This window comes from Pseudomonas sp. AIG (assembly GCF_977020205.1).
Genome location: NZ_CDROCK010000023.1, coordinates 42,718 through 55,440 on the forward strand (window position 1 = coordinate 42,718; position 12,723 = coordinate 55,440).

Sequence of the window (12,723 nt, forward strand, 5' to 3'; positions counted from 1 at the left end):
CAGGGCAAGCCGCTATGGTGGTCTCCCGATTGCCAAAGCAACAAGGAATCATCGCGTATGCGCGTTGCGATACTGGACGACGAACCCGCCGAACTGCGTCGGGTCGAGCAAACCCTGCAGCAAATGGCCGACGCTGGCGAGCAGCCATGGTCGCTGCACAGCTTCGAGCGCGGCGAAGATTTGCTGCGGCAACTGCGCCGGGAGACTTTCGACCTGCTCATCCTCGACTGGCAATTGCCCGGCCTCACGGGTCTGGCCCTGCTGCGCTGGACTCGCGAACACATGGACGCGCCACCGGCAGCGATCATGCTGACCAGTCGCGACGGCGAAAGCGATATCGTCCAGGCATTGAATGCCGGGGCCGATGATTACGTCAGCAAGCCGTTTCGGCCCAATGAATTGAAAGCACGCGTGGCGGCGGTGTTGCGCCGGCATAGTCAGCAGCGTACTGCCGCTGCCGACGTGCTGAGTTTCAATGACTTGGCGTTTGACGATGCGGAACTGACGGTCACCCGCGAGGGCAAGCCGATCATCATGACCGAACGGGAATACCGTCTCGCGCGTTGCCTGTTCAGCAACCTCGGACGGCCATTGTCGCGGGACTATCTGTATGAACGGTTCTGGCCCCATGAGGAAATGGCTTCGTCGCGACCGTTGGACACGCATATCTATCGCCTGCGCAACAAGCTCGGACTGACGGCCGATCGTGGTTGGCAGCTGCTGACAATTTATGGCTATGGGTATCGCCTGGAAAGTGTGGCGGCCGTCACCTGAACGGCTGAGCCGAAACTGCCAGGGGGCGCGCTATCCCCACCTGACAGTCCTCAACACAACGTTCTTATACTTTGCCGTTCATCGTCAGACAGCAATGACTGTCGTGCTCAGTGGGCATCGGGAAGCGTGGCTGATGAAGGGAAGCGATATGACGAGGAATGTTTGCCAGGGAATCCAGCGGCACCAGCCACCGTTTGGATGATTGTGCGAGATGTTCGGTCAGCTTGCCCAACAACTCGCCACTGTTGCGCCAATGGTGCCAGTACAACGGCACATCAGTTGGCTTGTCGGGTATCAACTCGACCAGCAAGCCACGCTGCAGATGATCGAGAATCTGCAACTCCGGAACCAGACCCCAACCCAGTCCGGCTTCTGTCAGTCGTATAAATCCTTCTGATGACGGACAGAAATGGTGCTCGAAACTTCCGAGCACGCCCAAGGCTGCGAGGTAGCGGTGCTGCAGAAAATCATCGGGGCCAAACACCAGCGCGGGCGTGCGGGCAATCAACTGGGCATTGATACCGTTCGGAAAATGCCGGGCGATAAACTCCGGACTCGCCACCGCGCGGTAGCGCATTGCACCGAGCAACAGACTACGCGCCCCCGCCATTGGCCGTTCAGTGGCACACACACAGGCCGCCACCTCACCGGCACGCATACGCCTGAGACTGACCGCTTGATCCTCGACGACCAGATCCAGCAACAAATGCTGCTCGGCGCAAAAATCGCCGACTGATCGCGCCCACCATGTCGCCAGGCTGTCAGCGTTCAAGGCGACACGCAGGCGTTCCGGGGACCCGTCTTCATCGAGAGAAGGCACGTGACTCTGAAGATCACGCTCAAGTAACCGCACCTGCTGAACATGATAAAGCAGCCGCCGCCCTATCTCGGTTGGCACCGGTGGCATCACGCGCACTAACACCGGACGGCCGACCCTGGCCTCCAATAGCTTGATTCGCTGTGACACTGCGGGCTGGGACAGACCAAGAAACTGGGCTGCTCGTTCGAAGCCTCCCTGTTCAATGACCGCAGAGAGAGCAGAAAGCAATTTGTAATCAAACATCCGTTTTCCTTATGGGTGATCAACAATATCTTTTTTACTTCGAAGCGGAATCTATTGAGAATCGATACTGCAGGCACAACCGTTAGATCCCTCACAGTTGTACTGCGTGCGATTGCTTGGCGTTATTGCCATTCATCAAAGTTGATGTGTTTCAGAAGCACCCGAGCTGAACAACGAAACATTCAAACCGGAGGTATTAGTTAACACCAGAGACTGTAAAAGGTACACATAATGGAATGATTAAAAATTAACTCGATAGCGTGCCTAGCGAATTAAAAAATATCAGCGAAATTCTTGTTCAGTTCGACGGAGTGAGTTGTGCAGAGAACTACATTTACTAATGCCAATCGGTTGGCATTGGCCGATATTCAGAGCAGGTCCAGCGATGTAATGTTTGCACTGAAATTTGCAATCTACTTAGCGCTGATTGTAACCGGTGGTTGTCTGGCACTGAGTGGCCATCCATGGGAAATCGCCATAGGCGTCATGCTTCTTGGATCAATGTTCGCCCATGGCGTAGAGCTTCAACATCAAGTTCTGCACTCACAGGGATTCAGGAATAAAAAGCTTAACGAACTATTCGGCATACTGCTCGGTCTGCCAATGTTGGTTTCATTCGCTGATTACAAAGCCAGCCATATGCACCACCATCGTTACCTGGGCACTCCGGAAAATCGCGAGTTCTTTGACTACGGTGATCAATATGGTGAGTTATCCCTTCGTTCCATCAGCGCGCTATTAACCAGGCTTTTGATGGTTTCGCACTACCCACGTTTTTTCAAAAATGTGTTTATCGCGTTCAGTTCGCAGTACGAAAACGTTTCCAGCAACGTGTCCAGACGCATCAAGCGAGATCACCTTTCGATGGTATTGATGATTGCGTTACTGGGTTGGGTCTCCTTTCAGTTCGGTTATGAAATCATCGTCTATCTGTGGATTATTCCGCTCATGTTTGTCGCGGCTCCGGTACACGCCCTGATTGAGATGCCAGAGCATTTCCGTTGCGCGACGGATTCGACAGACCCTTACGAAAACACCAGAACCATTAAAAGCAACGCGTTCATGAACTGGTTTACCAACGGCAATAACTACCACGTTGAGCATCATCTGATGCCCGGGTTGCCTATTGACCGTCTGCACGACCTGCACGAAAAAATTCATGAAAACTGCCGTTATCTGGAAGTCTCTTATAAAAGTTTTTACTGGGGACTGCTCCGCTCAATGCGCAAAAACTAACCCGCGCTGCGCTCCTTGCAAGACTGATAGCTAACTCCGACGGGGCGTGGCACATGCTCGGGTCTGGCGCGTGCTCGCCCCTGGTAAGGCAAAGGAATTGAAATGAATCTACAAGATCGTTCCACGTGTCAGACGACCACGCCGCCGTCGACCGTAAACTCGCTGTCGGAACAGACCGCGCTCAACTCGTTTTATCTTCGTGAACTGGCCGAGCCCAGCGCCTACAAAATGGCGCCGTTTCACCACGAATATGCGCGCACCCAAATGTTGGAAGATGAATGGAACGCCTTTGAAGAAAGTCGTCTTGATAAAACCCGGTTGCCAAAAAACGCTGCCGAGTTTTTGAAGTGGTACACCCGGCTGCATTCGACTCATCGCGATGAGGTTTCGCCGTTTTTCACTTGGCTGGCTGAAGAGTCGACGCTTGAAGAACTGAGCTTTTACATCGCCATGGAAGAACAGGTCGACGGTCGCTTCGATGACGTCATCGCCCTGGCGCAATTGGGCATGACAGGCGATATGAAATTGGCGCTTGCGGAAAACTACTGGGACGAAATGGGCCTGGGTACGCTATCCGAAATGCATACCGTGCTGTTCCGTAAATCCGCAGAAATACTGCACGAACTCATCGGCCCACAGGCCAGCGTTCAACAGGCGCCGGCGGAGGCCCTGAAGAACGGCAATCTGCTGCTGATGTACGCATTGCGGCGTCAGTATCACCCTCGTCTGCTGGGCGCACTGGCGATTCTTGAACACACCGCGCCCTACCGGTTCTCCCGAACAGTCAAAGCCATGCGTCGTCTGCACATGCCCGAAGACGTCATCTATTACCACGACATGCATATAAAGATTGATGCCAATCACGGCAAGCAACTTCTCCACCGTGTGCTGATGCCATTGGCGAAGTCATGCCCTGAAGCCATTGAAGAAATGTGTATCGGCTGCCTGATCCGATACAACGTAGCCGTCGACTATTACAAAAGCATCGAACGGGCTATGAAAAACAACAAAACGCTGTTGACGTGATACTTAGAGAACTCTTATGAAAAGCAATCTTGCCAATACTGAGCCACAGACTGTCTGGGCACTCAACAACAGCCGATTTGTTGCAGGGCACTCCGCTGAACTGCTGGGTGTGGATTTTTCCGAGATGCCCGAGTGGGCACAATTCCAGGGTTATTGGGAAAACCTCGAACTTGATCGTTACATGAACGATGGTGGCATGTATCGCTATCGCCGTTTCGGTAAATTCAAGTGGTATGCGAACGGCAATCGCCTGGAGCAGCAACCCCATGTTCCGTATTCCCAACCGGAGTATTTCAACCCACTGAACGGTGGCATCGACCGGCACTTCGCCCCCGTCACTGCGGAGATGGCCGACAATGAAGTGCTGAAGAAGCTTCTACTGAAACTCGCCAACACCTTCGGTGAAATCGAAGATGTTCAAGGCTGGAAAATCAACACCTATTTCAATCGTATCCTCGCCACTCCAGACATGACGGGATTGCCGGTACCCGAAGGCAAACATCGGGATGGGGTGAAATTCAGTTGTCTGTTCATGGCCGACAGAAGGGGTGTGGTCGGAGGCGAAACGACCCTGGTCGATATCATGCACCAGCAACCTATTTATGTGGGCACGCTGGAAAAGCCTTGTCAGGCACTGCTGTTCAGGGATGACACGGTTTTTCACGATACGACAGCCATTCAGATCAGTAATGGTGCTGCCAGCGGTTATCGCGATCTGCTGGTTATCGAGTTCCACTGACCTATCTCGTCCATTCTTATTAACGTATCTGGGTGAGGGGGTTGTATGCACAGTGCTGAACGTAAGGATACGGCAGTGACGATCAGGGTTTTGCAGAATTACGAATTGCCCATGACGCTGGTGTTGCTGTCGACTTTTTATCCGGATTTGAATAAAGACCTGTTGTTAGAGCGATTGGAAGCTGTCGCCAAGTTGAATTGGCAGTGTGTCGGTGTATTCGAAGGAACTCAGTTGGTGGGCCTGACAGGCTATTGGCTGAATACCCGGATTTACTGCGGCAACTATTTGTATATCGATCACTTCATCATCAAGCCGGGAAACCGATCGCGTGGGGTCGGCGCACAACTGCTCAGCTACGTAAGAGCCTTGGCTGATCATTACCAGTGTGAACAGGTCTGCCTTGATACGTTCGTTACCAATTCGATGGCGCAGTCTTTCTGGACCCGCCACGGTTTTTCAATCGTTGGTTTCCACTACGTCGCCAAATAAATACAAGGAGCGTTATATGCAAAATGAATATTCCCGCGAAGTCATTTACAGTCGAATGATCGGCTTGATCAGCCAGCAAGAACTGGCACTGTTGGCCAGCAAGACAATTGCAGTCCCAGGATGCGGTGGTGTCGGATATACCCACGCGGAGACACTGGTGCGCATGGGCGTTGGCGGGATCAAAATTGCTGATTTCGATACCTTTGGACCGGAAAACTTCAACCGCCAATTTGGCGCAACGACTCATACCGTCGGGCTGAAGAAGGCCGATGTCCTGCGTGAGCGTCTCTTATCGATCAATCCGGCCTTGCGCATTGAGCAGTACAACGGGGTGAGCGCTGAAACAGTCGACGACTTTTTGACCGGCGTAGACATGTTATGTGACGCCATGGACTACTTCGTGATTGAGCCGCGTATTCAGATGTACCAAAAGGCGCGGGAATTGGGTATCCCAGCGGTCGTTTCCTGCCCTATAGGCTTCGGCGGAACGTTGCATCACTTCCACCCGGACTCGATGTCATTCGAAGAATATTTTGCACTGACGCCCGATATGACCGAGACGGAGAAACTGATAAATTTCGGTATAGGCCTCGACCCGCTGCATTTGCACCGTGCCTATCTGGAAGATCCGAAGCTTGATTTCGAGCAACGTAAAGTTGCCTCTCTAAGTTCTGCTTGTTTATTGGCTACAACCCTGACTGCGACTTTTACACTGGCCAAGTTGTTGAATCGGGAAATGTTTTTTAAACCGGTTCCTTATGTATATCAAATTGACTTCATGGCCGGAAAATTTGAAGAGACACTGGTCAGTGACGGTGTAGCAGGACTCAAAAACAGTACTTCAAATAAACCTGAAAAACTGTTGGCATAAAAACGTCACCCTGCGCAGCACAGTAAAGGTGTGATAAAGTTTCAAAACACTCATTATCGTGAATTTTCGTGAACATGAAGCCACTTATTTTTATCGACGGGGAAGCCGGTACGACTGGACTTCAGATACATTCGCGTCTGAACGGTCGCACGGATATTGAGCTTTTGCAGTTGCCCTATGCCGATCGCAAGGACCCGGTAAAAAGGGCTGAAGCACTTAACAGCTGTGATGTAGCGATTCTCTGCCTGCCGGACGATGCCGCTGTTGAAGCGGTGTCGTTTATCGAGAATCCAAAGGTACGTGTACTTGATCCCAGTTCGGCTCACCGCACCACACCCGGTTGGGTGTATGGTTTGCCCGAACTGACTGCAGGCCAGGCTGACATCATCACGACAGCCAAGCGTGTATCCAATCCTGGCTGCTACCCGACAGGCGCTATCGCGCTGTTGCGTCCGCTGACGGAAGCCGGGGTGGTGCCCAAGGACTACCCGGTGAATGTGCATGCCATTTCCGGGTATTCCGGTTCGGGCAAATCACTGATCGACGCCTATGAAATCCCGGATCATCCGCAACACACGGACGCTCCGTACCGCGGTTATGGCCTGAACCTTAACCACAAGCATGTCCCGGAGATGATGTCTGAGGCATTGCTGGATCATCGGCCGATCTTCACGCCTGGCTATGGCAAGTATCGCCAGGGCATCGTCTTGTACGTGCCGCTGCATTTGCGCTTGTTGCCCGCTGGCGCCTCGGTGCAGCAGATCCACGCCTGCCTCAGCAACCATTACGCCAAATCCGAGTTCATCAAGGTTGTTCCGCTGGATCAGGTCAAGACCGTTACGCAACTGGACCCTGAATACCTGAATGACACCAACCGCCTGGACATCTATGTCTTCTCGGATGAGACGTCAGGCCAGGTATTGCTTGCCGCGGTGTACGACAACCTCGGCAAGGGCGCATCAGGCGCCGCAGTACAGAACCTCAATTTGATGTTGAACGGTCAGGTTTGATGCAAGCGAGTCTCCCTGTCACCTGGCAATGTCAGTGGTGGCAGGGCAGATTCAAGCGTTAACCGCTTACAGATAGATGACCTATTCATGTCTCCTCTCAGTTTAAATAGAACCATCGTTCACGGCATGTAACTTTAATAAAGCGCGTGTTGATTTCTCGATAATTAATAGCCGTCTGATTACTGCAAAGTAACCTGGATGTCGGCGCTCGCCTGTAAGACCAATTCAAAACTTTACTTGTCATTACCCAACTTTTTAACAGCCTCTAATCTTATTAAAGGATTAACAGTCAATGGCTATTCTCGCGCAGTTTGATCTGGTCAAACCAAAACATTTAAAATCCGATCCACGCATGGACGGTTTTTATTCTTCTACCGCCTACGTAAATGGTCTAGCCGACGCCCATCCTGGCTTTATATGGCGGGAAGTTGAGGACAATCAACAGCTTCTCGATGAACTATGGGGAGAAGGGTATCTTTATACACTTTCGCTGTGGAAGAGCCCGGCGGCCTTGAAAGATTTCTTGTATAAAACGCCGCACAACGACTTTCGTTTGAGAGGTGCGGAGTGGTTCCTGCCTATCAGCAAACCACGGGTTGTGATGTGGTGGGTGGATGAAGGTCATATTCCGACATTGTACGAAGCCCACCAGCGCTTGCAGTTGCTTTGGGAAATTGGACCTTCGCGCGAAGCGTTTGATTTGAAATCGAGTGAGTCTGCGATTGTTCTGAGTTGAACATTGCCTCGTCCCGCTGTCATGAGTTCAAGGACCAGCGGTTTATTGCTACGAAAGCCCATAAAAAAGGCCCGCTTCCGCGGGCCTTTTTTGTTTCGGCAACACACACCGAATGGCTTGCGCGGATCAGAAATCCAGGTTGGACACCGCCAGCGCATTGCTTTCGATGAAGTCACGGCGAGGTTCGACCGCATCACCCATCAGGGTGTTGAAGATCTGGTCTGCGCCAATGGCGTCTTCGATGGTGACTTTCAGCATGCGGCGCACGCTTGGGTCCATGGTGGTTTCCCACAGCTGATCCGGGTTCATTTCGCCCAGACCTTTGTATCGCTGAATGGTGTGGCGCTTGGTGCTTTCAGCCATCAGCCAGTCGAGGGCTTCCTTGAACTCGGTGACCGCTTTCTTGCGCTCGCCACGCTGGATGTACGCGCCTTCGTCGAGCAGGGTGCTCAGTTGAGCGCCGAGGGTGACGACGGTCTTGTAGTCGTTGCTGCCGAAGAAGTCGCGGTTGAAGGTGACGTAGTTCGACAGGCCGTGGGAGATCAGTTCGACCTCTGGCAGCCACACGCCACGTTCACGGTCTTCACGCAGGCTGGCCTTATAGACCAGACCAGATTTCTCGACGGTACGCAGACGCGCTTCGTACTGGGCCAGCCACTCTTGCATCGCGGCATGGTCGCCGAGCTTTTCAAGGCTCACGGCCGGCAGGTAGATGAAGTGCTCGGTCAGTTCCTGTGGGTACAGGCGCGACAGACGCTTGAGGGTCTTCATCACCATGCGGAAGTCGTTCACCAGACGCTCAAGCGCTTCGCCGGAAATGCCCGGGGCTTCTTCGTTCAGGTGCAGGCTCGCGTCTTCAAGGGCCGACTGCGTCATGTACTCTTCCATGGCGTCGTCGTCTTTGATGTATTGCTCTTGCTTGCCTTTCTTGACCTTGTACAGCGGCGGCTGGGCGATGTAGATGTAGCCACGCTCGATCAGCTCCGGCAACTGACGGAAGAAGAAGGTCAGCAGCAGGGTTCGGATGTGCGAACCGTCGACGTCAGCATCGGTCATGATGATGATGTTGTGATAACGCAGCTTGTCGATGTTGTATTCGTCGCGACCGATGCCGCAGCCCAGTGCGGTGATCAAGGTACCCACTTCCTGGGACGAGATCATCTTGTCGAAACGGGCTTTCTCGACGTTGAGGATCTTGCCCTTCAACGGCAGGATCGCCTGAGTCTTGCGGTTACGTCCCTGCTTGGCAGAGCCGCCCGCGGAGTCACCTTCCACCAGGTACAGTTCGGACAGCGCCGGGTCTTTTTCCTGGCAGTCAGCGAGCTTGCCCGGCAAGCCGGCGATGTCCAGCGCGCCTTTGCGGCGGGTCATCTCACGGGCTTTACGCGCCGCTTCACGGGCACGCGCCGCGTCGATCATCTTGCCGACGACCAGCTTGGCTTCGTTCGGGTTTTCCAGGAGGAAGTCGGAGAAGTACTTGCCCATCTCCTGCTCGACCGCGGTCTTCACTTCGGAAGACACCAGCTTGTCTTTGGTCTGCGAGCTGAACTTCGGATCCGGCACTTTCACCGAGATGATCGCGGTCAGGCCTTCACGGGCATCGTCACCGGTGGTCGCGACTTTGTGCTTCTTCGCCAGACCTTCCTGCTCGATGTAGTTGTTCAGGTTACGCGTCAGGGCCGAACGGAAACCCACCAGGTGAGTACCGCCGTCGCGCTGCGGAATGTTGTTGGTGAAGCACAACAGGTTCTCGTTGAAGCTGTCGTTCCACTGCAGGGCGATTTCCACACCGATGCCATCTTCACGCTGGATGTTGAAGTGGAACACCTGGTTGACCGCAGTCTTGTTGGTGTTCAGGTATTCAACGAACGCACGCAGACCGCCTTCGTATTTGAACAGCTCTTCCTTGCCGCTGCGCTCGTCCTTGAGGACGATGCCGACACCGGAGTTGAGGAAGGACAGTTCACGAATACGCTTGGCCAGGATGTCCCAGCTGAAGTGAATATTCTTGAAGGTGTCAGCCGACGGCTTGAAGTGAATCTGGGTGCCGGTGGTTTCGCTGTCGCCAACGATGGCCATCGGTGCCTGAGGCACGCCGTGGACGTAGGTCTGTTCCCAGATCTTGCCGCTGCGGCGAACGGTCAGAACCAGTTCTTCGGACAGCGCGTTCACTACCGAAACACCTACACCGTGCAGACCGCCGGAGACTTTGTAGGAGTTGTCGTCGAACTTACCGCCAGCGTGGAGGACGGTCATGATGACCTCGGCGGCGGAAACGCCTTCCTCTTTGTGCACGTCTACCGGGATGCCACGGCCGTTGTCTTTAACGGTGATGGACTCATCCGGGTGGATGATGATGCTGATGTCGTCGCAGTGGCCGGCGAGGGCTTCGTCGATCGAGTTGTCGACCACCTCGAACACCATGTGGTGCAGACCGCTGCCATCGTCGGTGTCACCAATGTACATACCGGGACGTTTGCGTACGGCATCCAGGCCTTTCAGCACTTTAATGCTCGTTGAGTCGTACGTATTTTCTTCGCTCAATGCCTTCACTCCCGATGGTCGTGGGTCTGGGTGATACGGCCCTGTTCCACGTGGAACAAAGCGACTGGCGTTTCCGTCTGCCAGCCTTCCCTCAATAATTCGTGATCTACACAGGTGATGAACACCTGGCAGCGTAAGTCTTCCAGCAAGCGGCACAGCGCACGACGGTGGCTCTCGTCCAGCTCGGACGGCAAGTCATCCACCAGATAAATACACTGACCGCGGCGGGCCTGGCTGACCAGATGCCCTTGGGCAATCCGCAGTGCACAGACCACCAACTTCTGCTGACCCCGGGACAAAATGTCCGCGGCGTTGTGTGCACCCAATCTAAGACGCAAATCAGCCCGTTGTGGTCCGGCCTGGGTATGACCCATTTGCTGGTCCCGTTGCACGGAACCGGCCAGTACGGCGCTCAACTCCCGGTCTTTGTCCCAGCCTCGGTAATAGCTGAGCGTCAAACCTTCGAGCTCAACCAGTTCGCTCAAGGTTTGTTCAAAGACTGGTTTCAAGGCTTTGATGTAAGCGCGGCGGTATTCATCGATTTCAGCGCTGGCCTGGCACAGTTCCCTGTCCCAAACCGCTTGCGAAACGGCGTCAAGTGTACCATGCCGCAGCCAGGAGTTTCTCTGGCGCAAGGCCTTCTGCAAACGCTGCCAAGTGGCCATGAAACGCGGCTCAACGTGGAACACGCCCCAGTCGAGAAACTGCCGGCGAATCTTCGGCGCGCCTTCAAGCAGGCGGAAGCTGTCGGGGTTGATCAACTGCAGCGGCAGGATCTCCGCCAGTTGCGCAGCGCTGCGGGCGTTCTGCCCGTCGATGCGAATCTGGAACTCGCCTTGACGATCGCGCGAGATGCCCAAAGCGCTATGGCCACCCTCGGCCAATTCGACCTGACCGAACACGGTACAGGCGAGTTGTTCGTACTGGATGACCGGCAACAGACGCGTGCTACGAAACGAACGGGCAAGCCCCAGCAGATGAATGGCTTCCAGAACACTGGTTTTGCCGCTGCCGTTGGCGCCGTAAAGAATGTTGATGCGGGGGGAGGGGGAGAAGGTCACCGGGTGCAGATTGCGCACCGCGGTGACCGAAACACGACTTAAGGACATCCAGGGTCAGCTGATTACAGACGCATCGGCATGACAACGTAAGCCGAATCGTCGTTGTCGGACTCTTGCACCAGCGCACTGCTGTTGGAGTCGGACAAAATCAGGCGAACCTGCTCGGTGGTCATCACGCCCAACACGTCGAGCAGATAGCTCACGTTAAAGCCGATTTCCAGGGAGCCGCCGTTGTATTCAACGCCGACTTCTTCTTCCGCTTCTTCCTGCTCGGGGTTGTTGGCCTGGATCTTCAACTGACCGCTGGCCAGTTGCAGACGGATACCACGGTACTTCTCGTTGGACAGAATCGCGGTACGGCTGAATGCTTCACGCAGCGCCTGGCGATCGCCGAGTACCAGTTTGTCGCCGCCCTTCGGCAGAACGCGCTCGTAGTCCGGGAATTTGCCGTCGACCAGTTTCGAGGTGAAGGTGAATTCGCCGGTGGTCGCGCGGATATGATGCTGACCCAGGACGATGCTGACGTTGCCGTCGGGCTCGGTGAGCAGCCGTGCCAGTTCGAGAATACCTTTGCGCGGCACGATTACCTGATGGCGATCCGGCTGACCGATATCGGCTTTCATCGAGCACATCGCCAGACGGTGACCGTCGGTGGCCACGGCGCGGATGATGCCTTCAGACACTTCCAGCAGCATGCCATTGAGGTAGTAACGCACGTCCTGCTGAGCCATGGCGAAGCTGGTGCGTTCGATCAAGCGACGCAGTTTGCTTTGCTCGAGGCTGCAAGTCAGCGAGCCCGGACCCTCTTCAACGGTCGGGAAATCGTTGGCTGGCAAAGTCGACAGAGTGAAACGGCTACGGCCAGCCTTCACCACCAGCTTCTGCTCGTCGACCTTGATGTCGATCAGCGCATCGTTGGGCAAGCTTTTGCAGATGTCCATCAGCTTGCGCGCAGGCACGGTGATGGAACCTGTTTCCGCCGGCTCCTCAAGTTGCACACGACCGACCAGCTCGACTTCCAGGTCGGTACCGGTCAGCGACAGCTGCTGGCCTTCGACAACCAGCAGCACGTTGGAGAGTACCGGCAAGGTCTGTCGGCGCTCGACGACGCCTGCGACCAGTTGCAGGGGTTTCAACAGGGCTTCGCGTTGAATGGTGAAATGCATGGTCTAGT

12 protein-coding genes are annotated in these 12,723 nt (G+C 54.5%); 8 read left to right on the forward strand and 4 right to left on the reverse strand.

Annotated elements, in window-relative coordinates:
- Nucleotides 1-57 precede the first annotated feature (57 nt).
- On the forward strand, nt 58-774 hold the full coding sequence (locus tag ACWR1S_RS14845) for a response regulator transcription factor (RefSeq protein ID WP_454564029.1): 717 nt from the start codon (nt 58-60) through the stop codon (nt 772-774).
- Between the two features lie 64 nt (nt 775-838).
- On the opposite strand, the gene ACWR1S_RS14850 is transcribed toward ACWR1S_RS14845, so the two are convergent.
- Entirely contained in the window at nt 839-1,837 is a 999-nt protein-coding gene (locus ACWR1S_RS14850; protein WP_454564030.1) for a LysR family transcriptional regulator ArgP, read from the reverse strand.
- A 318-nt stretch (nt 1,838-2,155) separates the two neighbouring features.
- On the opposite strand from ACWR1S_RS14850, the gene ACWR1S_RS14855 reads away from it, so the two are divergent.
- The 7 genes from ACWR1S_RS14855 (at nt 2,156) to ACWR1S_RS14885 (ending at nt 7,944) form a co-directional block, all read left to right on the forward strand.
- Nucleotides 2,156-3,073, forward strand: coding sequence for a fatty acid desaturase family protein (locus tag ACWR1S_RS14855; protein ID WP_454564031.1), 918 nt, complete (start codon nt 2,156-2,158; stop codon nt 3,071-3,073).
- 102 nt (nt 3,074-3,175) lie between these two features.
- Nucleotides 3,176-4,099: an iron-containing redox enzyme family protein gene (locus tag ACWR1S_RS14860; protein WP_454564032.1), complete on the forward strand. Its 924-nt coding sequence runs from the start codon at nt 3,176-3,178 to the stop codon at nt 4,097-4,099.
- A 16-nt stretch (nt 4,100-4,115) separates the two neighbouring features.
- Nucleotides 4,116-4,838: a 2OG-Fe dioxygenase family protein gene (locus tag ACWR1S_RS14865; protein ID WP_454564033.1), complete on the forward strand. Its 723-nt coding sequence runs from the start codon at nt 4,116-4,118 to the stop codon at nt 4,836-4,838.
- Between the two features lie 45 nt (nt 4,839-4,883).
- A complete protein-coding gene (locus tag ACWR1S_RS14870; protein WP_454564034.1) occupies nt 4,884-5,327 on the forward strand; it encodes a GNAT family N-acetyltransferase in 444 nt (147 codons plus the stop codon).
- A 16-nt stretch (nt 5,328-5,343) separates the two neighbouring features.
- Nucleotides 5,344-6,198 (forward strand): ThiF family adenylyltransferase, encoded by an 855-nt coding sequence (locus ACWR1S_RS14875; RefSeq protein ID WP_454564035.1) that lies wholly within the window; start codon nt 5,344-5,346, stop codon nt 6,196-6,198.
- Nucleotides 6,199-6,272: 74 nt separating this feature from the next.
- Nucleotides 6,273-7,208, forward strand: a complete 936-nt coding sequence (gene argC / locus ACWR1S_RS14880; RefSeq protein WP_454564036.1) for an N-acetyl-gamma-glutamyl-phosphate reductase — start codon at nt 6,273-6,275, stop codon at nt 7,206-7,208.
- Between the two features lie 292 nt (nt 7,209-7,500).
- Complete coding sequence (locus ACWR1S_RS14885; protein WP_454564037.1) at nt 7,501-7,944, forward strand: DUF3291 domain-containing protein; 444 nt, start codon at nt 7,501-7,503, stop codon at nt 7,942-7,944.
- Nucleotides 7,945-8,070: 126 nt separating this feature from the next.
- On the opposite strand, the gene gyrB is transcribed toward ACWR1S_RS14885, so the two are convergent.
- The 3 genes from gyrB to dnaN are packed head-to-tail and all read right to left on the reverse strand — an operon-like array spanning nt 8,071 to nt 12,715.
- On the reverse strand, nt 8,071-10,488 hold the full coding sequence (gyrB, locus tag ACWR1S_RS14890; RefSeq protein ID WP_175552755.1) for a DNA topoisomerase (ATP-hydrolyzing) subunit B: 2,418 nt from the start codon (nt 10,486-10,488) through the stop codon (nt 8,071-8,073).
- Between the two features lie 5 nt (nt 10,489-10,493).
- Complete coding sequence (recF, locus tag ACWR1S_RS14895; RefSeq protein WP_003220208.1) at nt 10,494-11,597, reverse strand: DNA replication/repair protein RecF; 1,104 nt, start codon at nt 11,595-11,597, stop codon at nt 10,494-10,496.
- A 14-nt stretch (nt 11,598-11,611) separates the two neighbouring features.
- Nucleotides 11,612-12,715 (reverse strand): DNA polymerase III subunit beta, encoded by a 1,104-nt coding sequence (dnaN, locus tag ACWR1S_RS14900; RefSeq protein ID WP_007911887.1) that lies wholly within the window; start codon nt 12,713-12,715, stop codon nt 11,612-11,614.
- Nucleotides 12,716-12,723 lie beyond the last annotated feature (8 nt).

What these genes read in the sequence shown, in the direction of transcription:
- ACWR1S_RS14845 (WP_454564029.1), top strand. Translation starts at nt 58, where the DNA reads ATGCGCGTTGCGATACTGGACGACGAACCCGCCGAACTGCGTCGGGTC.
- ACWR1S_RS14850 (WP_454564030.1), bottom strand. Translation starts at nt 1,837, where the DNA reads ATGTTTGATTACAAATTGCTTTCTGCTCTCTCTGCGGTCATTGAACAG.
- ACWR1S_RS14860 (WP_454564032.1), top strand. Translation starts at nt 3,176, where the DNA reads ATGAATCTACAAGATCGTTCCACGTGTCAGACGACCACGCCGCCGTCG.
- ACWR1S_RS14865 (WP_454564033.1), top strand. Translation starts at nt 4,116, where the DNA reads ATGAAAAGCAATCTTGCCAATACTGAGCCACAGACTGTCTGGGCACTC.
- ACWR1S_RS14870 (WP_454564034.1), top strand. Translation starts at nt 4,884, where the DNA reads ATGCACAGTGCTGAACGTAAGGATACGGCAGTGACGATCAGGGTTTTG.
- ACWR1S_RS14875 (WP_454564035.1), top strand. Translation starts at nt 5,344, where the DNA reads ATGCAAAATGAATATTCCCGCGAAGTCATTTACAGTCGAATGATCGGC.
- argC (WP_454564036.1), top strand. Translation starts at nt 6,273, where the DNA reads ATGAAGCCACTTATTTTTATCGACGGGGAAGCCGGTACGACTGGACTT.
- ACWR1S_RS14885 (WP_454564037.1), top strand. Translation starts at nt 7,501, where the DNA reads ATGGCTATTCTCGCGCAGTTTGATCTGGTCAAACCAAAACATTTAAAA.
- recF (WP_003220208.1), bottom strand. Translation starts at nt 11,597, where the DNA reads ATGTCCTTAAGTCGTGTTTCGGTCACCGCGGTGCGCAATCTGCACCCG.
- dnaN (WP_007911887.1), bottom strand. Translation starts at nt 12,715, where the DNA reads ATGCATTTCACCATTCAACGCGAAGCCCTGTTGAAACCCCTGCAACTG.